Here is an 18,700-nt window from a genome sequence, read left to right on the forward strand (position 1 = left end):
ATTCGGGGGTTAGGGCGGGGCTGGGGGCCTCTTCGAGTAACTTTTGGTGGCGTCGCTGGATCGAGCAATCCCGTTCGCCCAAATGCACCACATTACCAAAGCGATCGGCCAGAATTTGAAACTCAATATGGCGAGGGCACTCAATAAACCGCTCCAGATACACCCCCGGATTACCGAAGGCCGCTTCTGCCTCCCCTTGGGCTGCTTGCAGTTGCTTGAGTAAATTCTCTGGCTCCCGCACCAGCCGCATCCCGCGACCCCCACCCCCTGCCGTCGCTTTAATCATCAGGGGATAACCGATTTGATTCGCCACGGCCAGGGCTTCGGCTTCGTCCGTAATCAGGCCATCACTGCCGGGAATGGTGGGAACGCCCACCCGCTGCATCGTTTCCTTCGCCGTGGACTTATCCCCCATCGCCAGGATGGCTTCGGGTGTGGGGCCAATGAAGTGCAACTGGTGATCGGCGCAGATCTCAGCAAAACGGGCATTTTCTGCCAAAAAACCATAGCCGGGATGGATCGCCGTCGCATTGCGGGTCAGAGCCGCCGCGATGATATTGGGAATGTTGAGATAGCTCTTGCTACTGAGGGCCTCGCCAATGCAGACCGCCTCATCGGCTAACTGGACATGGAGGGCATGGCGATCGATCGTTGAGTGAACCGCCACCGTCGCAATCCCCAACTCCTCGCAGGTGCGGACAATACGGAGGGCAATTTCGCCTCGGTTGGCAATCAGGATCTTAGAAAAATTCATTGGCATCGCCTTCGGGAGCAGCCCAGCCTAAACCCCTGCGGCAAGCTGGCAGTAGCCCATCTTATCACGCGGTCACCCTAACGACTTAACCAGGCGATCGCGGCCCGAATCCAAGCCTCCACATCGCCACTTTTCGCCAGTGCCGTCTCCTGTCCGACTGCTTGCAACGCTTGCCCCACTTCCGTATTCGTATACCCCAACGCCAATAGGGTCATCTCCACATCTTCCTGGATGGCTAACGTGGGTCCCGCCAGGGGCGTGGTCACCAAACCCGTTTGCTGTCGCCATTCCGCCAGTTTCGCCTTCAGTTCCAGGGCAATACGTTCGGCAGTCTTGTTGCCCACCCCAGGGGTGCGACTGAGGACGCGGGTATTGCCACTGACGATCGCCTGGACTAAATCGTGCAGGCCCAAGGTATCGAGCAGAGCCAGGGCGAGTTGGGTCCCGATGCCACTGACACTAATTAACTGGCGAAAGAGATCCCGTTCTGTCGCTGTGCTAAACCCAAACAGGGCAAGCTGGTCTTCTCGCACATACTGGTGGGTAAAAATCTGAAACGGTGCCCCTACTGCCGGTACTTCGCCGAGGAGGCGGGCCGGAATCTGGATCTCGTAGCCGATCTGCTGGACTTCCAGGACAAGGATGACACGATTGCTAATCTTCTGGATGCCCGCGATCGTGCCCTTGAGATAGCTAATCATGCCAGCATTCGTACTCGGTGGATAACTTGGGTTAAATGCCTGTTATTGACTTCGGTTAAAGGGTTTTGGTGAATGCCTGCTGCGGGATAGGTCATTTGCCCCTTGTCTTGCCGATTGCCGAGAATTCGCGAGGGTTGAGGGCAGGTAAGGGATGAAGACTCGTGTGAAGACTCGTGAGAGTTGAGGACTGGTGAGGGGTGAAGACCCGTGAGGCCGACAGAATGCCAACCCCACGGGATATCTGGACAGAAGCGCAAATTAGTCGTCGTAGAGTCGGCATTCTGCCGCATCGGGATTGTCGTCGCAGTACTGTTCAAAGGAATTTTTCGGCTTTACCTGACGCTGGTGCGATGCCTCTGCCTGGAGTTCCTCAACGGCATCCCAAGCCGCTGCACACTCACCAGCACTGGCTCCGGATTCGCAGACAGCACGGGCCGCCTCCCGCTCTTTCTCAATTTGCTCTTGAAGATTGTCGATCATAAGTTGGCCTCTCATAGCGCTCTTAATTGCGTCAGCCGCACTTTACCAACCCCAGCCACCCTGGATTTGTACAACCCGAACGGCCAAAATTGATGAGATCTGCACTAGGCTAACGCACCACTCCTTATCAGTGATACCTAGGCTCAACTAGGACAAGCTGGATTAGGCAGATTTTCTTAACCTTTGCCCAACCTGACTTTCCCAGTTGGGACAGCCTCAGTTTATCGTAAGGGGTTTTGGACAAGACTGACAGTTCCTGACGGCGCAATCAACCGCGATCACTGGTAGTCCTCAATAATATTAACACTTGTAAAGAAAAATTGCATAAAGTTACACAAGCGACCACCCAAACAACGAGGACAGCCGATCGCGGCTCCCGAATTCTCCCATTCTGCCTGAAGTTGAGGGGTGCGATCGTCGCGACTGACGATCGCGAGGGGCTGCCGTAGCCTTAGTCCACACATTTATGAACAGAGCGTCTTAGATCTACGCCGGAATTCGGACCAGTCAAGCCTTAGGGCATTCCCTCACAGGGGTAAACCCCCCTTTTACAGGATAGGGAAGACTCTCTATCTTGAAAACATCACCGCATTTATTCACAAACCCGTAGCGTTTCTAATTCAGAAAACTTACGGAGGCGGAAGGGAGCGTCGTATGTTCTCCTCCTTTAGCTGTGTCTAAATCACCTTAAGGCCACCTGAATTCAAGATGCATTTAGTGAGAAGAGAATGCATTCAAGCAGCACTGCATTGGGTCATCAACTGGCCAAGTTGTGCCCTTTTGCCGCGTTAGCGTAGCCCAGTGAATCGGGTTTGTATAGACCATCATCGGCTTGGTAACGCCGCCGAGGGTGCCCCCCATTGCGGCAGGAGCTAGTGAAAACACCCCAAGCTCCACAGGTTGTGACATCGTCACCGAGTTAAGCCTTAAGGAGTGGCCAGTTTTCGGGAGAGAAAGTCTTGCGATCGGTTGCGATTGGTCAGTTGGGTCGCAACGCTGCTATATCGGGAGAGGATCGTAATGTCGCGAGATGCTGTTGTCGTTGGGATTAATCGTTATCAATATCTATCAAACCTTCAAGCTCCAGCCCAGGATGCGGAAGCGATCGCCCAGTGTTTACACACCTACGGGGATTTCCGCGTCAACCGCCTACCGGAGGTCATAGACCAGCAACGGCCCAAGGTTGGGGTGACCACGCCAGTCACCCGCCAGGAACTCGAAACGGCTCTGGTGCAACTGTTCAAACCTCAGGGGAAACATATTCCCAATACGGCGCTATTTTATTATTCTGGACACGGTTTGCAAAAGGATGCCGGTATCCAGGAAGGCTATCTGGCCACCAGCGATGCCAACCCTACCCAGGGAATATATGGGGTGTCCCTGTTCTGGCTACGTCGCCTCCTGCAAGAAAGTCCGGTCCGGCAACGAATTATCCTCCTCGATTGTTGCCATAGCGGCGAACTGCTCAATTTCCTTGAAGCCGATCCGGGTGCCCATCCCGGCACCGATCGCCTGTTTATGGCCGCTTCACGGGAATACGAGTCTGCCTATGAGTCCCTAGAGGGAGTCTACAGCGTTTTTACCCAAGCCCTGTTGGCCGGTCTCGATCCGCAACAGCGGGGTACGGTCACCAATTATGCCCTCACCAGTTGGGTCAGCGATGCCCTTAAGGGGGAACTGCAACACCCCCTCTTTGAATGCTCAGGCCGGGAGATTATCCTCACCACCTGCCATAGGACAAATGCTCTGGATGCAGCCACCTCGCTGCCCACTGCGGCAGGGGACAACACGGGTATCCTGCTAACGGAACCCTGTCCATTTCCTGGACTGCACCCCCTGGGGTACGACACTCCCTCGCTCTTGCCCAGCCAAGCTGAGGTGGTGCAAACCCTGGGCGATCGCCTGCAAACTCACCCCCAGGTCACCCTGACGGGGGCCAGTGGCAGTGGCAAAACCTCCTTGATTCAGCAGGCATTCTTAGCCCAGCCTTCCGCCCAGCCGTGGCAGTGCCGTTATGTCACCGCTACATCGGGTGAGCAGCCGCTGCAAAGTCTCGCGATGACCTTTGTGGCCAGGACAGCGACCGGGGTTGAGCGGGCCAGCCAATTCCAACAGGCGATCGCCCTTCTGGCGCAGGGGGGGACGGGCTTAGTGCAATTGTGTGACGCTAGCTTGGGAGCATCCCCAGGCATGGTGTTGATTATTGACCACCTTGAGGCTTGGTTGCAGCAGCTCGTCGTCCCTAGTCAGGCGAGTGCTCAGGTGGCTCCTCCGTCGGTCTACCCCTGCCTAATGACCTTGCTGGAAGCCAGCAAGCTGCAACCAGAGCGGCTACGCATCCTGTGGCTTGTCCGGCATGACTATGCAGCCGAATGGACCCATCTTACCCAGGTTTTGATGCCGGATACGGCGATGGCTTGGGTCACCCTTGACCCGCCACCCCCAGCCGCGATTCAGTACTGCCTCATTGATGGGTTGGCCCAGATCGGGCTAAGGCTGGAACCCCATCTGCTGTATACCTTGAACCTGGAACTGCGGGCGCGATCGGCAGCCCTACCCTTGCTCCAGATGGTGTTACGGGAACTGTGGCAACGGCAGCAAGGCGAGACCGGCACTCGCCCCTCCACTCTGACCGTCGGTACCTATGCCCATTTTGACGGCCTCCGGGGGTTAATCCACCGTCATGCCGATGGGGTTTTGGCAGGTTTGCCTCCCGCTGAGCAGGCGATCGCCCAACGGCTGTTCCTGGCGCTTATCCATCTCCAGCCGCACCAGGAGGCGATGCCGCGTCGAGTGCCAAAAGCCGACCTCTTGGCACGGGTGCAGACTGACCCCCAAGCGCTAGCGGTGTTAGAGACCCTGGTGGCGGCACGGTTGTTCGTCATCCAGCAACAGGAGGTGGAAATCAGTCATCCCGATCTGGTGCGATCTTGGCCGCTGATGCAAACTTGGCTGGCTGAGCGCCGGGACATCCTCCACTTGCAGCAGCAGGTGGAGCAAGCTGCCCAGGAATGGCAGCACACTCCCACCGCCCTCAACCATCCCGATGGCACGGCCTGGACAACCCAAGCCCCCCCCCGTTTTTTGAATCTGCCGTCCCAGGAACACTGGCTCCAGGGGGATCTGCTCACCGCCGCTGCCCGTCACTATGAACACTCTCCGAACGACTTCTCGCCCTTAGCCCAACGCTATATTGCCCTGAGCCATCGGGAACAGCAGCGCCTACGGCGACAAACCCGACAGCTACGGATGTTCGTTCCCCTCGTCCTCCTGTTGGCCCTAGGGGCAGGGATTGGCCAATATCGCTCCCAAGTGTTGGCGGAACAGCAGTTGCGGGTGGCGCGCTCCCGCGAACGGGCAGCCATCTCCCAGGCCATCCTGCAAGATGCGCAACAAGACCCGACCTCAGCCCTCTTGATTAGCCGACTGGCGATCGAACAGGACTGGCGAACCCCCGAAGCCCAAGCCAGTCTGCGTAGTGCGTTACAACGGCTCCAAAGGCTGATGGCCCAGAGGGGTGAGTTACCGCCGTTGCAAGGTTTGACCCAACCCGTCAGTTGGGCTGCGTTTGTGCAACCGGAGGCCGATTTCTGGCCAACAACGACGCTCCGGCTTCCCTCGGCGCCAGTCCCACGGCCCCAAGTGTTGGTCACGGCAACCCGTAATGGCCAGATCCAGTATTGGGATCTCCAGACGGGAGCGGCCTTAAAACACCCCTTTTGGCTACCGCTACCGGCGGCTTCCGACCTTCGTCAGCCCTCGGCGCGATCGCGGTTCCCAGTATCCACACGGGTCACTGCCCCAAAATCCCCCTGGGCGACAACACCCCCGGCCAACCCGGAAAGAGACGACTCGGACCCCCTCACGGGATTTGCCCTCAGTCCAGAGGGGCGGTGGCTGGCGACAACCCAATTGTCCGGGCGGGTGAATATCTACCGCTTGCAGCCGGATCAGACCTTTGAACTGGTCCACTCGCTACCCCAGACGGGACGTGTGTGGCAGTTAGCCTTTAGCCCCCTGAGTAATCGTCTTTTGGGAATTGACTACGATCGCGTATTGATCTGGGATTTAGGCACGGGGGAACAGGTGCAAGTACTCCAGGGCCACCAAGGGGCGATCACCCAGGCCCGCTTTAGCCATGATGGTTGGCAAGTGGTCACCAGCAGTTGGGATCACACGATCGCCCTGTGGCAGGTCAATACGGGAGCGCTAGTGCGACGCTGGTCCCATAGGACTCGTGTGACCGCGATCGGGTTCAACCCCAACGAGCGCACCCTGGTGTTTGCCGGACAGGATGGCACCCTGGCAACCGTATCCCTAACACGGCCTGGGACACCCCAGGTGCTCCAACATTTGGATACGCCCATCGTGGATGTGCAATATAGTCCAACCGGTCGTGTGCTGATTACCACCCAAGCAAATGGGATGATCCAATTCTGGGATGCCAAGACGGGGGTTGAGCAGGGGCAACTGCCCCCATTGATTGCCGATGCGGCTAGGTCGGATGGGACCTTACCGCCGCCACCGATCCAGCAGGTGCTGCAAAGTCCCGATGGCCGCTATCTAACCACCTTGCAATCGGATGGGTACGTCACCTCCTGGACAGCCAGTTGGGAAAGTCTGTTGGACCTGGCCCGCGATCGCTCCCTACGGCAATTAACCCCTGATGAATGCTGGCAATATCTCAGACTATCGGCAACCGCGTGTCCCGTTTTGAGTTTGGGCAAGACCGTTCAAGTCGCTAAGCCAGTCATCACGCCGGGGGGCAGGGCAGACCTCGCTAGCACCATTCCGCCACGATCGCCGCGCCAGAGACAGCCCCCCCAACTGTTGAGCTTGACCCGTGCCCCCAACTCCCCCTAAGGCAGGCACGACCTAAGGAACTGGCAGGCAGGCATCGACAGGCCAAGGCCGCCCCAGAGACCCAGGCAGGGCTGATACTTCCCTGGCACTTATCCCCTACAATGGAAAGTCTGTACGTTGGGCATATCAAGATCTGTGACCGTCCTATCCACTCCCCCTGCCATGTCTGCCACCGCTGGTTGGCCCGGTTTGATTACGGCCTATCGCGATTATCTATCGGTGACGGAGGCCACACCTGTCATTACCCTCCACGAGGGAAACACACCGCTAATTCCAGCTCCCGCGATCGCAGCCCAGATTGGACGGCAAGTACAGGTCTGGGTGAAATATGACGGCCTGAACCCGACCGGCAGCTTCAAGGATCGGGGGATGACAATGGCGATCTCTAAGGCCAAGGAAGCCGGGGCCGAAGCCGTGGTGTGTGCCAGTACGGGGAATACATCGGCCTCGGCGGCAGCCTACGCGGCACGGGCGGGGATGCGGGCTTTTGTGGTGATTCCCGATGGCTATGTGGCGGCGGGGAAGCTGGCCCAAGCCCTACTCTACGGTGCCCAAGTACTGGCGATCCAGGGCAATTTTGATCAGGCATTAGAGGCTGTGCGGGCGATCGCAGATCACTACCCCGTCACCCTGGTTAATTCCGTGAACCCCTACCGTCTAGAGGGGCAGAAGACCGGGGCGTTTGAAATCGTGGATGTTTTGGGGGATGCCCCCGATTGGCTGTGTATCCCCGTGGGCAATGCGGGCAATATTTCCGCCTACTGGATGGGCTTTACGCAATACCACCAGGCTGGGCACTGCCAAACCCTCCCCCGGATGATGGGGTTCCAGGCCGCTGGCGCAGCTCCCCTGGTCACGGGTCAGGTGGTGGCGCATCCAGAGACGATCGCGACAGCTATTCGCATTGGCAACCCCGCCAGTTGGGAAAAGGCGATCGCGGCACGGGATGCCAGCCAGGGACAATTTGAAATTGTGACCGATGCGGAAATTCTTGCCGCCTATCGGTTATTAGCGTCCCAGGAAGGGGTTTTCTGCGAACCAGCCAGTGCGGCCTCGGTCGCTGGCTTGCTGAAGGTCAAAGACCAGGTGCCCACGGGGGCACGGGTGGTGTGTGTTTTAACGGGTAATGGCCTGAAGGACCCCACAACAGCGATTGATCACTGCCAAAATCCCATGCGCCAAGGCATCGCCCCCGACATTAAGGCAATTGCCACTGCGATGGGCTTTTAATCGGCCATTCTTTCTGTCTTGGTATCTTTGCGCCTTCGTGTTATCTAAGGCAGAGTGTCTGGCCCCAGCCAGTGATCTTCCCATTCCCAGGGCGTCCGTTAGAGATAGCGATCGACCACCAACGCTGCCACCATAGCAAATGCCGTAATCCCTAAGGCCAAGAGGGGATGCTGACCTTGGCTGACGGCAAAAGAGGTCACAACACCAGCACCAAGGGCCGCCGTGACAGCCGCTTCCAGGGAGAGTTTGCGCGGGGGGCGATCGTACATAGTTCTTAAGAAAAACTGAGTCTAGATTTTTACCAGGCTAATGGCAGATAGCCTACCACTCCCCGTCGTTTTTCTTGAACGGAGGGCCGCATTCCTGCAATCAAGTTTTATATTTAAAAACCTTTCTTAAGACTAGGGCGAGCGTGTGACCATCCTTAAAGATGGGGATAATGGCACAAGACGAGGGACAGTATCATCGCTGCCCACCACGGCCCATCCCTTCGCAAAGTCCCTTTGCCAAGTCCCTTAACAAAAACAGAAGCCCTGTGTTTCCCGCAGACGCGATCCAGGGCTAAAAGACGCAGTTAGGAGGTATCTCGTCCTCTACGGTAAGGGTAGAATCGGGAAAAGCGGCGGGGTCTTAATAAGTTTTTAACCAAACCTAGCCCATCCCGGATAGTCGCTGCTCCCTTGCTTCGGACAGAACCCTAGGGCCAACCCGAATATGGAAGAGACCGCCTGTCCCGAATGTGCCTAAAATGGTGACGACTGACCTAATGACAATCAACCCAGGGGCAGGGATGCAACCCAAACTCATTATTCATGGCGGTGCTGGTAGTTCTCTGAAGGGGAAGGGCGGCGTCGAGGCTGTCCGACAATCGCTGTTCCGCATTCTGGAAGGTGTTTACGGCTCTCTCCAAGCGGGCCACAGTGCCCAGGAAGCCGTCATTCAGGGCTGTCAACTGCTGGAGGATGATCCGCGCTTCAATGCGGGTACGGGTTCTGTCCTGCAATCGGATGGGCAGATTCGCATGAGCGCCTCGCTGATGGCCGGGACAGCCCAACGCTTTAGCGGCGTGATTAATGTTATGCGGGTGCAAAATCCGATCCAATTAGCTGCCTTCCTGCAACAACAGCCCGATCGCATTCTCTCGGATGTGGGTGCCTTGGAATTGGTGCGCGAACTCCAGATCCCCCCCTACCAACCCCTCACAGAACAACGCCTCCAGGAATGGCTCCAGGATCGGCAGAATAACTTCCAGCGATCGATGGCTGATGTGGTTGCCGCCGGGGAAGGTTCGTCAGCGGGACGCTATGGCACGATCGGCGTCGTCGCCCTGGATCAACAGGGACACCTAGCAGCGGGAACTTCCACCGGGGGTAAGGGCTTTGAGCGCATTGGCCGGGTGAGCGATTCTGCCATGCCCGCCGGGAACTATGCCACGGCTCACGCCGGGATTAGCTGTACAGGGATTGGCGAAGACATTGTGGATGAAGCCCTTGCCGCTCGAATTGTGGTACGCGTCACCGATGGTCTGTCTCTATACGATGCCTTCGATCGCTCCTTTCAGGAAGCCCAGCAACGCCAGCGGGATTTCGGCGCGATCGGCCTGGATGCGGCGGGGAATATGGCCTGGGGGAAAACCAGCGAAGTCCTCCTGGCGGCCTACCACACGGGCGATCGCATGGGGGATACCCTGGAGTGGCACGGCAATGCGCGGGTCGGTCAACCCTAATCGCCAATGGGCAGTAGCTAGTACCCGTCCTCTGGGATGGGTGATCCTTGAAATTTATTTCAAGCATTGATTTCAATTCAATTGTGGGGTAGGCGTCTCGCCTGCCGCGCTCACAAAACGTCGGGTTGGTCAAACTTGGCGCGGGGTAGGCGTCTCGTCTGCCACTGCCACCAAGCATGAGGCTTGTTGAACTAACCGATACGGAGCACTCAACCCAATTTTGGGTGCGCCTAGGGATCTAAAATTGACGAACTGGCCCAATCTGCCTGTGGCGTCAGGCTGCTATCGCGCCCTCCCCCCAAATTCCCCCCTGAGATCCCATGTATTGCGACTATCTGGTCCAAATCCTCACGGCCCGCGTCTATGATGTGGCCCAGGAAACGCCCCTAGACGTAGCGTCTAACCTCTCGGCCCGTCTTGGCAACAAGCTCCTCCTTAAACGCGAAGATATGCAATCAGTCTTTTCGTTTAAGTTACGGGGGGCCTACAACAAAATGGTGCAACTGCCCCCCGATCGCTTGGTCCAGGGGGTGATTGCCGCCTCTGCGGGAAACCATGCCCAGGGCGTTGCCCTCGCTGCCCGTCAGTTGGGAACCCGGGCAATTATCGTTATGCCCGTGACCACACCCCAGGTCAAAATTGATGCGGTACGTGCCCGGGGGGGCGTCGTGGTCCTAGAGGGCGACACCTACGATGATGCCTGTGCCCATGCCCAACAGTTAGCAGCAGATAAGGGGTTAACCTTCATTCATCCCTTTGATGATCCGGATGTGATTGCCGGTCAGGGAACGATCGGCATGGAAATCCTGCGCCAATATCAACAGCCCATCCACGCGGTCTTTGTGGCGATCGGCGGCGGGGGCCTCATCTCCGGCATTGGGGCCTATATCAAACGACTGCGACCGGAGATCAAGATCATTGGCGTGGAACCCGTAGATGCCGATGCAATGGCACGATCGCTCCAGGCGGGGGAGCGGGTACCCCTATCCCAGGTGGGGTTGTTTGCCGATGGGGTAGCCGTGCGTCAGGTAGGGGAAGAAACCTTTCGCCTCTGCCAGCAGTATGTGGATGAGGTTATCCTCGTGGATACGGATGCCACCTGTGCCGCGATTAAAGATGTGTTTGAGGACACGCGATCGATTTTGGAACCCGCCGGGGCTTTGGCAATCGCCGGGGCGAAAGCCTACGTGGAACGGGAACAGCTCCAGGGGCAAACCCTAGTGGCAGTGGCCAGTGGGGCCAACATGAACTTCGATCGCCTGCGCTTTGTGGCCGAACGGGCCGAGCTAGGGGAACAACGGGAGGCCATTTTTGCCGTGACGATTCCCGAAGGTCCCGGTAGCCTGCGCCAGTTTTGCCAGTGCATTGGACGGCGCAACCTGACGGAGTTTAATTACCGCATTGCCGATCGTCAGGCAGCCCACATTTTCGTTGGCCTGCAAATCAAGGACCGGGCCGATGCCGCCAATATGGCCCAAAATTTTGAGTCCTGTGGGTTCCGGACACTAGATTTGACCGACGACGAACTCACCAAACTCCACCTGCGCCACATGGTTGGTGGCCACTCCCCCCTGGCCCACGATGAATTGCTCTATCGGTTCGAGTTCCCCGAACGTCCGGGTGCCTTGATGAAGTTTGTCACCTCCATGAGTCCAGATTGGAATATTAGCCTGTTTCACTACCGCAATAACGGGGCAGACTATGGCCGGATTGTCGTTGGGATGCAGGTCCCTGCCCAAGAAATGTCTGAGTGGCAAACATTTCTTGACAGCTTGGGATATCGCTATTGGGATGAAAGCCAAAATCCTGCTTATCAACTCTTTTTGGGCTAAGCACAAACAGCACCCATCGGATAGTGGCCACAAGCCTTCAGAATTTTTGTCAGGCTTATACTTGCTCGATCGCGATCACCGCCGCATGTCCGTGGTCCCGAACCTTCAGGATCTTTTCTCGTAACTGCGGGCGATCTACGTTAGGATAGAATCTGAGACTTCATATCGGTGTTTAGTTGCAGGTTCACTAGGTTCTAGGTTGACGGACAACTCCCCGATTGATTCATTGAGTTCTCTACACTGTTTGCATGGAGTAGTTCATGTCGATCTATATTGGTAACCTGCCGTATCAGGTAGACGAAGAGGCCGTTAAGGAGGTCTTTGCTGAATACGGTACCGTGAGTCGCGTCCAACTGCCGGTGGATCGAGAAACGGGCCGGATGCGGGGTTTTGGCTTTATCGAAATGTCCTCAGAAGCTGAGGAAGAAGCGGCGATCGATGCGCTTGATGGGGCCGAATGGATGGGTCGCGATCTGAAGGTGAATAAGGCGCGTCCCCGCGAAGAACGAGCACCCTCCGGTAATCGGGGTGGGGGCGGCCAGCGGCGCCCTAGTGGTAATGGCGGCGGGCGGCGCTATTAAAGGCCATTGCAGGCACAGAATATTGTGGCGAAGGCCCCTCAAAAGTCAGAGAATGGGGTGTTGAACCAGTCCCTTCAGTCTCTGACTTTTGTCCTTTTTGTTTATCGATGGAGTATGCAGCATGGCGCAAGTGATTTTGGGTGAGAATGAAGGGATTGAATCGGCTTTACGTCGCTTCAAACGCCAGGTTTCCAAGGCAGATATTTTCGCTGATATGAAGAAAAATCGCCATTTTGAAACCCCTTTACAAAAAGCTAAACGCAAAGCCTTAGCCAGACGGAAAAAGCGCCGGTTCCGTTCCTCCCGCACACGCGATCAAGGTTAACGACCTCAGCCGAATCACTCCTGGGAGCCTCAATTAATTCAGGTGGGCGGTGAGACCGCTCGCCTCAACCCCTAATAATTTTGTGGGTACGGTTGCGGAAATCGATATTTTTCGAGGTACCCTTTTCAAAATTGATGATCAAAATTATTGATGATCAAATTTGACAGTCAAATTTTAGAAGTGTTGCAGCCCCAAGATGCTAACAGCCTAGCGTTTCTCATGTTCTAGGTTGATTGTGTTGTACAGCACTTCCATACCCAGTAAGGTACAGACAAGGGGCTTAAGCCCCTTGTTCGCAAGGCTTGACAGTACTTTATTAGCGAGAGAACGGCTGTATCACGATCAGCTCCAACTGATCAGCTCCAACTTAAAAAAGCATCCCTAACCAACCCTATCCCCATGCCGCGCATTAATCCTTACACATTGCAAATGCAGCTGACCCGCATGTTCGAGGAAGGGCAGTCATTTTTTCTGACCACCAAGGTCCAGGATTGGCTCCGGGAGCATCATGAAGACCCGAATGCCTACGAGATCATGATCCATCAAGCCCCTGCACCCCCTGGTTCCGGTCACACCATCGCCCTCACGGTAGAACTTCGCCGTCAGGATGGGCAACAGGTCGATCCCTGGCTGCAAGCGGAAGCCAATCGCCAGGCCTAAATTGGCTGGGAGCTAGAGCAGTCAGTCCGGTCAGCTATCGCCCGGTTCAATTTCCACCACGATCGCGGCTACATAGATAGGGTCCTGATTCGGCTGGGGCACGATCGGCACATAGGAGACTAACCAATGGCGCAGTTGTGCAGGTTGGCGGGGAATCGTACCACTCAGCTTGAATTTGAGAATGGGCTGCCCCGTCTGGAAAATTTGTTGCAGGATGGGTTCCACGATCGGCGCAACGGTGGGCAATACCTCGCCAAACGTGCGACCGATATGGGCCGCCGCCGGATAGCCGTTCAATTCGGCAAAGGCCTCATTGATGGCCACAAAGCGAAGATGGGGATCGAATAGCGCTAACCCCACGATCGCAGCTGAGGCGCTATCAAAAAACTGCTGTAGCAATTGCAAGGCGGGTGAAAAGGGTATAACCGGCGTTGAGATGGGGAACGGTTGGAGAGCAGCGACCCCCCCAAGGTAGCGGGCGATCGTATCCCGCAGGCTGGCCATCTTCAACGGTTTGGGCAGGGCATAATTGGCCCCCAAGGCAAGGGCACGCTGGGAGGTTGTGCGATCGCCCATTTCCGTCATCAGCAAAAACGGGATCTGGGCCATCTCCGGGTCATACTTCAGGCTTTGGAGAATGGTCAGCCCATCCAGTTTGGGCACCTGGGTATCGCACAGAATCAGATCCGGTGTTTGGGCAAACGCCAATTGCAGTGCCTGCTGGCCATCTTCAGCCCCCAAGCCATAAAACCCTTCCGTTTCCACCAGGGTAAGGATATTCCGTTGTAGCGACTTCTCCGGCTCAATGACGAGAATTTTTTTCATATTTTGCGGTTTTTTTGCCATTAAATGTTATTAAAACCAACCAATTTCATAACTAAAAATCAATAGTCAAACCTCTATTCTAGCCTGATTGGACCGGGGTTGGTTAGCAGCACTCCGTTATCGTTTTAGCCTAAGTCTTTGTTGTACCATAAGCCACCCCTGCGGATATAGCCCAACACCGATCGCAATATAAACACCCAGCAGTACCAGCAAACACAGATTCCCCAATTGGCTATAGGTATTAATAATTTGGTCCGGTGTCCAACCAAAGTCGTTCACGAGGCGATCCATGTCACCCCCCGCATCCCCCTCACCGCCTAGGAGGCTCCCCCAGGGAATCTCTGCTTGACCGCACTTGATCTGATGCCAAAACCCAAAATTTTTCCAAAAGGAACTAGCGGCAATCACTAGGGCCACATAGCGCCAAAAGTCCCACCGCCAGCGATCGGGTAGGCGCATATAAAACGCAATCATCACCAGTGTACTCAGGTAAAATTCACCCCCAATACCCCCAAAGACCAACCAGCACTCGATCACGGACTGGGGAAGCAGCCAGGTCATCACGAACTGAAGGAGCGCAATGCCCCCCGCCAAAATTATCGGCCAGCGCAATTTCTCCCGCCAGCCCGCATGGGCCATCAGCCCCAGCAGGAAGACAATGCCCAGGTAAACAAAGAGCGATCGCTGCTCACTCCAACTGGTCCAGCCAAAGGGCAACGGGAGCGCCCGGCGGCCACTGAGCCAGGCAACGGTGGCATGGCCGAATTCATGAATCCAGATATGGAGTGGCAACAGGAAAAAAGAGACAAAACTGGCATTTAAGATCACCGCCAGCACCGAAGCCACGGGTAGAGCGGCCCGATTAATCCAGGGATGTTCAAAACTAAACCGATCCCAAGCTGCCCCCGTCGCCTGTCGGACAGTCACCGTTTCACTCCAGACGCTCGTCATCGTCTTTGCCCCGCGCCGGATGCCCCGAATCTGCACCTGGTCCACGCCCGGTAACCGTAGCTCCCGCAGGAGGGCCGTCAGTTTGGGCACCGCGATCGCTGCCGTGGGCACGCGATCGGCATCGAGCCAGATTTGCAACTGCTCCTGGTGCCACCGGGTGCCTACCTCAAGCTGGGGGTCATTCAGCCGCGCATTGAAGGCCTGGGTGAGATACTGGGGCTGGCCTTGGCGGGCCTGCTTGAGCGCAAAGAGGAAATACTCCGGGTTAGCACTCTGGTGCTTCACCCATTCCGGATCGTCCATACCGTCCTCCCTAGCTGAAGACCTGACCCTAGGTTGCCCCTAAAACCGGACAGAAATCGCATAAATCTTTAAGCCCGCGTCTGCCGATCGACCGGCAGGATTGCACTATCCTCATTACAGTGTCCTTGCTGGGGGGGGTCCGCCCTGTGGCTCCCGGCCCAGTTGCTCCTCTCGCAAAAACCGCAAAACCGATGACAGCCCTTTCCAATCCCCCCTGCTCCCCCGCCGCGATCGCGGCTGAAGGCTTAAAGCCAGAAGAGTACGAAGATATTGTCCAACGGCTGGGCCGACATCCGAACCGGGCGGAACTGGGGATGTTTGGGGTGATGTGGTCGGAACACTGCTGCTATAAAAATTCCCGCCCCTTGCTGAAACAGTTTCCCACCGAGGGCGATCGCATTCTCGTGGGGCCAGGGGAAAATGCCGGCGTGGTGGATCTGGGGGATGGGTTACGGTTGGCTTTTAAGATTGAGTCCCATAACCATCCCTCGGCGATCGAGCCGTTCCAGGGGGCCGCCACCGGGGTCGGGGGTATTCTGCGGGATATTTTCACGATGGGTGCCCGCCCGATCGCCCTGTTAAATGCCCTGCGCTTTGGTCCCCTCGAGGATGCCCGCAATCGCCGGATTTTTCAGGGGGTCGTTGCGGGGATATCCAATTACGGGAACTCAGTTGGGGTTCCGACGGTGGGGGGCGAGGTGTATTTCGATCGCGCCTATAGCGGCAATCCCCTCGTCAATGTCATGGCCTTGGGGCTAATGGAAACGCCGGAGATTGTCAAATCCGGAGCCGCTGGCGTGGGTAATCCGGTGCTCTATGTGGGGTCTACCACCGGGCGGGATGGCATGGGCGGGGCCAGCTTTGCCAGTGCGGAATTGACGGATGCTTCGATGGACGATCGGCCAGCGGTCCAGGTGGGTGATCCCTTTTTGGAAAAGTCCTTGATTGAAGCGTGTCTGGAAGCCTTCAAAACCGGAGCGGTGGTGGCCGCCCAGGACATGGGCGCAGCGGGGATTACCTGCTCCACCTCGGAAATGGCGGCGAAGGGGGGCCTGGGGATTGATCTGGATCTGGATAAAATTCCCGTGCGGGAAACGGGGATGGTGCCTTACGAGTATCTGCTTTCCGAGTCCCAGGAACGGATGCTCTTTGTCGCCCAAGCGGGACGGGAAGCTGAATTAATTGAGATCTTCCAACGCTGGGGTCTCCATGCAGTTGTGGCCGGGCGCGTGATTGCCGAGCCGATCGTGCGCATTCGGTTCCAAGGGGGCATTGCCGCCGAAATCCCTGCCCTCGCCCTCGCGGAAAATACGCCCATTTATCACCGGGAATTGTTGGCCGAACCCCCCGCCTACGCCCAACAGGCATGGCAATGGCAGGACTCCCAACTGCCTCCCTGCGATCGCCAGGGGATTACCCTACCCAGTGAGCCAGACACCCCTCGTAGTTGGAATGCGATCCTATTGCAACTGCTGGAAAGTCCGACGATCGCCTCTAAACGCTGGATCTATCGCCAATACGATCACCAAGTCCAAAACAATACGGTGATCCTCCCAGGCGAGGCGGATGCAGCGGTCATACGCCTGCGACCTCAAGGTCAAGAACTCCAGGGGACCCCCTCACCAACCCGCAAAGGGGTAGCGGCCACGGTGGACTGCAATGCCCGCTATGTCTATCTCAATCCCTACGAGGGGGCCAAGGCCGTGGTGGCGGAAGCGGCCCGCAATCTCAGTTGTGTGGGGGCTGAACCCTTGGCGGTCACGGATAACCTGAACTTTGGCAGTCCCGAAAAGCCGATCGGCTACTGGCAATTGGCGGAAGCTTGCCGGGGCCTTGCCGAAGCCTGTCGTGTCTTCCAAACGCCAGTTACCGGCGGCAATGTCTCCCTCTATAACGAAACCCTAGACAGCGACGGCACCCCGCAACCGATTTATCCCACTCCCGTTGTCGGCATGGTCGGGTTAATTGAGGATTTGCAATACATCTGTGGTCAGGGTTGGCAGGGTGAGGGCGATCGCATTTACCTCTTGGGCCAGCGCTTGGATGCACCCCCCTCCCCCCAGGTGACCCTCGGTGGGTCCGAGTATTTGGCGGTGGTTCATGACACCGTTGCCGGACAGCCCCCGATCGTGGATTTTGAACGGGAACGCCGGGTACAGGCCGTGTGTCGCGCTGGGATTCGTCAGGGTTGGGTGCGATCGGCCCATGACTGTGCTGAGGGGGGAATTGCCGTCGCCTTGGCCGAAGCCTGCATCACCGGGCAGCGGGGGGCCACGATTCACCTCGATATCCCCAGTGACACCCCCCTGCACCGCTGGGATACCCTCCTGTTTGGGGAAGGGGGTGCCCGGATTCTGGTCTCGGTAGCGGCACCGGATCAGGCGGCCTGGGAAGCCTATTTAACTGCCCACCTGCCCCCTGACGATTGGCAATGGCTAGGGACCACAGGGGCGGGTTTAGCCAGGGTCGCAGTTTCCGACCCAGCCACGAGGACAACCCACCCTTCCCTAAACGTTGATCGGTCTGATCCCCCTGATCTATCTGATCTATCGGATCAAACCGATCGCACGGATGCAGCCCAGGCCCAACTACGGCTCACCCTCCAGGGCGGGGAGACCCTGATCGCGATACCGGTGGCCGCCTTAATCGATCGGTGGGAACAGGCTATCCCCCGTGCCTTGGCGCGCTGAAGCCGACAGGCACGATCGCCGAGGGTTTCTGGGCCAATTTTCATCCCGTATTCAAATTTTGATCGCATAGTTGAGAGGGCAGACATTGAGGGTTGAATCATGAAAAACCAAGCCATTCTGCTGGGGGCGATCGCCGCGATCGGCCTCACGGCTACGCTCGTACTAGCCCGTCCCCTGCGACCGCAACCAACAGCACAACCGGGGCAAGCCACCCCCACGGGCCAGATGCCTCATTCCATGCATGGAACGCATGGAATGCACGGAATGATGGTTAACAGCGAGTTTGATTATCTGGCCCAGATGATCCCCCACCATCAGGAGGCGATCGATACGGCCCAGATTATTTTGACGCGCAGTAACCGGCCTGAGATGAAACAGTTTGCGCAAACGATTATTGAGGTGCAAAGTGCTGAAATTGAGCAAATGAAGGCTTGGCTCAATGAGTGGTATCCGGGACAGGATCGCAGCGTCAACTATGTGCCTATGATGCGCGATCTGAGCCAACTTCAGGGTGATGCCTTAGATCAAACTTTTTTGCAAGACATGATTGGGCACCACATGGGGGCCGTGATGATGTCACAAATGCTCCTGAATCATAATCTGGTCCAGCATCCGCCTGTCCAGCCCTTTGCCCAGAACATTGCTACCAGTCAGCGCCAGGAAATTCACCAGATGCAAACCTGGTTGATGACCTGGTTTGGCCAAAAGACCTAAGACCAAGACCTCGGAGGTTTCAAAAAACCTCCGAGGTCTGGTGTCTCTCTCCTTATACTAAACAT

At 56.8% G+C, this 18,700-nt stretch carries 16 protein-coding genes; 9 read left to right on the top strand and 7 right to left on the bottom strand.

Annotated features, from left to right (window positions below; all coding sequences use genetic code 11):
- The 4 genes from ACWIUF_RS14690 to ACWIUF_RS14705 all read right to left on the bottom strand — a co-directional run.
- On the bottom strand, positions 1 to 754 hold a 754-nt coding region (locus tag ACWIUF_RS14690), incomplete at its 3' end, for an ATP-binding protein (protein ID WP_448573222.1).
- Between the two features lie 77 nt (positions 755 to 831).
- Positions 832 to 1,455, bottom strand: a complete 624-nt coding sequence (gene ruvA / locus ACWIUF_RS14695; protein WP_448573223.1) for a Holliday junction branch migration protein RuvA — start codon at positions 1,453 to 1,455, stop codon at positions 832 to 834.
- 258 nt (positions 1,456 to 1,713) lie between these two features.
- Entirely contained in the window at positions 1,714 to 1,935 is a 222-nt protein-coding gene (locus tag ACWIUF_RS14700; RefSeq protein ID WP_448573224.1) for a CP12 domain-containing protein, read from the bottom strand.
- Between the two features lie 278 nt (positions 1,936 to 2,213).
- Positions 2,214 to 2,399: a hypothetical protein gene (locus tag ACWIUF_RS14705; protein WP_448573225.1), complete on the bottom strand. Its 186-nt coding sequence runs from the start codon at positions 2,397 to 2,399 to the stop codon at positions 2,214 to 2,216.
- Positions 2,400 to 2,955: 556 nt separating this feature from the next.
- Between ACWIUF_RS14705 and ACWIUF_RS14710 the strand changes: the two genes are divergently transcribed.
- Both ACWIUF_RS14710 and thrC read left to right on the top strand, forming a co-directional pair.
- Positions 2,956 to 6,798, top strand: coding sequence for an nSTAND1 domain-containing NTPase (locus ACWIUF_RS14710; RefSeq protein ID WP_448573227.1), 3,843 nt, complete (start codon positions 2,956 to 2,958; stop codon positions 6,796 to 6,798).
- 162 nt (positions 6,799 to 6,960) lie between these two features.
- Positions 6,961 to 8,028 (top strand): threonine synthase, encoded by a 1,068-nt coding sequence (gene thrC, locus ACWIUF_RS14715; RefSeq protein ID WP_448573228.1) that lies wholly within the window; start codon positions 6,961 to 6,963, stop codon positions 8,026 to 8,028.
- Between the two features lie 98 nt (positions 8,029 to 8,126).
- On the opposite strand, the gene ACWIUF_RS14720 is transcribed toward thrC, so the two are convergent.
- Positions 8,127 to 8,297, bottom strand: a complete 171-nt coding sequence (locus ACWIUF_RS14720; protein WP_448573229.1) for a hypothetical protein — start codon at positions 8,295 to 8,297, stop codon at positions 8,127 to 8,129.
- A 521-nt stretch (positions 8,298 to 8,818) separates the two neighbouring features.
- On the opposite strand from ACWIUF_RS14720, the gene ACWIUF_RS14725 reads away from it, so the two are divergent.
- From ACWIUF_RS14725 to ACWIUF_RS14745, 5 genes are all read left to right on the top strand, one after another.
- Positions 8,819 to 9,754 carry an isoaspartyl peptidase/L-asparaginase gene (locus ACWIUF_RS14725; RefSeq protein WP_448573230.1) on the top strand — a complete coding sequence of 312 codons (936 nt, stop codon included), beginning with the start codon at positions 8,819 to 8,821 and terminating at the stop codon, positions 9,752 to 9,754.
- A gap of 320 nt (positions 9,755 to 10,074) precedes the next feature.
- Entirely contained in the window at positions 10,075 to 11,586 is a 1,512-nt protein-coding gene (gene ilvA / locus ACWIUF_RS14730) for a threonine ammonia-lyase, biosynthetic (protein ID WP_448573231.1), read from the top strand.
- Positions 11,587 to 11,846: 260 nt separating this feature from the next.
- Positions 11,847 to 12,167 (top strand): RNA recognition motif domain-containing protein, encoded by a 321-nt coding sequence (locus ACWIUF_RS14735; RefSeq protein ID WP_448573232.1) that lies wholly within the window; start codon positions 11,847 to 11,849, stop codon positions 12,165 to 12,167.
- Positions 12,168 to 12,288: 121 nt separating this feature from the next.
- The gene (gene rpsU, locus ACWIUF_RS14740; protein ID WP_448573234.1) at positions 12,289 to 12,492 is read left to right on the top strand and encodes a 30S ribosomal protein S21; all 204 of its coding nucleotides are present in this window, start codon (positions 12,289 to 12,291) and stop codon (positions 12,490 to 12,492) included.
- Between the two features lie 429 nt (positions 12,493 to 12,921).
- A complete protein-coding gene (locus tag ACWIUF_RS14745) occupies positions 12,922 to 13,152 on the top strand; it encodes a hypothetical protein (protein ID WP_448573235.1) in 231 nt (76 codons plus the stop codon).
- A 30-nt stretch (positions 13,153 to 13,182) separates the two neighbouring features.
- On the opposite strand, the gene ACWIUF_RS14750 is transcribed toward ACWIUF_RS14745, so the two are convergent.
- Both ACWIUF_RS14750 and ACWIUF_RS14755 read right to left on the bottom strand, forming a co-directional pair.
- Entirely contained in the window at positions 13,183 to 13,998 is an 816-nt protein-coding gene (locus ACWIUF_RS14750; protein WP_448573236.1) for a response regulator, read from the bottom strand.
- A 96-nt stretch (positions 13,999 to 14,094) separates the two neighbouring features.
- A complete protein-coding gene (locus ACWIUF_RS14755; RefSeq protein WP_448573237.1) occupies positions 14,095 to 15,231 on the bottom strand; it encodes a hypothetical protein in 1,137 nt (378 codons plus the stop codon).
- Between the two features lie 191 nt (positions 15,232 to 15,422).
- On the opposite strand from ACWIUF_RS14755, the gene purL reads away from it, so the two are divergent.
- Together purL and ACWIUF_RS14765 are read left to right on the top strand one after the other, a co-directional pair.
- Positions 15,423 to 17,921 (top strand): phosphoribosylformylglycinamidine synthase subunit PurL, encoded by a 2,499-nt coding sequence (purL, locus tag ACWIUF_RS14760; protein WP_448573239.1) that lies wholly within the window; start codon positions 15,423 to 15,425, stop codon positions 17,919 to 17,921.
- Positions 17,922 to 18,020: 99 nt separating this feature from the next.
- The gene (locus ACWIUF_RS14765) at positions 18,021 to 18,635 is read left to right on the top strand and encodes a DUF305 domain-containing protein (protein WP_448573240.1); all 615 of its coding nucleotides are present in this window, start codon (positions 18,021 to 18,023) and stop codon (positions 18,633 to 18,635) included.
- Positions 18,636 to 18,700: the final 65 nt, after the last annotated feature.

This window comes from Trichothermofontia sp. (assembly GCF_053493415.1).

Bases quoted from the DNA above. Each gene is read 5' to 3' on its own strand.
- ACWIUF_RS14705 (WP_448573225.1), bottom strand. From the start codon at position 2,399: ATGTGTGGACTAAGGCTACGGCAGCCCCTCGCGATCGTCAGTCGCGAC.
- thrC (WP_448573228.1), top strand. From the start codon at position 6,961: ATGTCTGCCACCGCTGGTTGGCCCGGTTTGATTACGGCCTATCGCGAT.
- ruvA (WP_448573223.1), bottom strand. From the start codon at position 1,455: ATGATTAGCTATCTCAAGGGCACGATCGCGGGCATCCAGAAGATTAGC.
- ACWIUF_RS14725 (WP_448573230.1), top strand. From the start codon at position 8,819: ATGCAACCCAAACTCATTATTCATGGCGGTGCTGGTAGTTCTCTGAAG.
- ACWIUF_RS14710 (WP_448573227.1), top strand. From the start codon at position 2,956: ATGTCGCGAGATGCTGTTGTCGTTGGGATTAATCGTTATCAATATCTA.
- ACWIUF_RS14735 (WP_448573232.1), top strand. From the start codon at position 11,847: ATGTCGATCTATATTGGTAACCTGCCGTATCAGGTAGACGAAGAGGCC.
- ACWIUF_RS14745 (WP_448573235.1), top strand. From the start codon at position 12,922: ATGCAGCTGACCCGCATGTTCGAGGAAGGGCAGTCATTTTTTCTGACC.
- ACWIUF_RS14750 (WP_448573236.1), bottom strand. From the start codon at position 13,998: ATGGCAAAAAAACCGCAAAATATGAAAAAAATTCTCGTCATTGAGCCG.
- ACWIUF_RS14765 (WP_448573240.1), top strand. From the start codon at position 18,021: ATGAAAAACCAAGCCATTCTGCTGGGGGCGATCGCCGCGATCGGCCTC.
- ACWIUF_RS14755 (WP_448573237.1), bottom strand. From the start codon at position 15,231: ATGGACGATCCGGAATGGGTGAAGCACCAGAGTGCTAACCCGGAGTAT.
- ACWIUF_RS14720 (WP_448573229.1), bottom strand. From the start codon at position 8,297: ATGTACGATCGCCCCCCGCGCAAACTCTCCCTGGAAGCGGCTGTCACG.
- ACWIUF_RS14700 (WP_448573224.1), bottom strand. From the start codon at position 1,935: ATGATCGACAATCTTCAAGAGCAAATTGAGAAAGAGCGGGAGGCGGCC.
- ilvA (WP_448573231.1), top strand. From the start codon at position 10,075: ATGTATTGCGACTATCTGGTCCAAATCCTCACGGCCCGCGTCTATGAT.
- rpsU (WP_448573234.1), top strand. From the start codon at position 12,289: ATGGCGCAAGTGATTTTGGGTGAGAATGAAGGGATTGAATCGGCTTTA.
- purL (WP_448573239.1), top strand. From the start codon at position 15,423: ATGACAGCCCTTTCCAATCCCCCCTGCTCCCCCGCCGCGATCGCGGCT.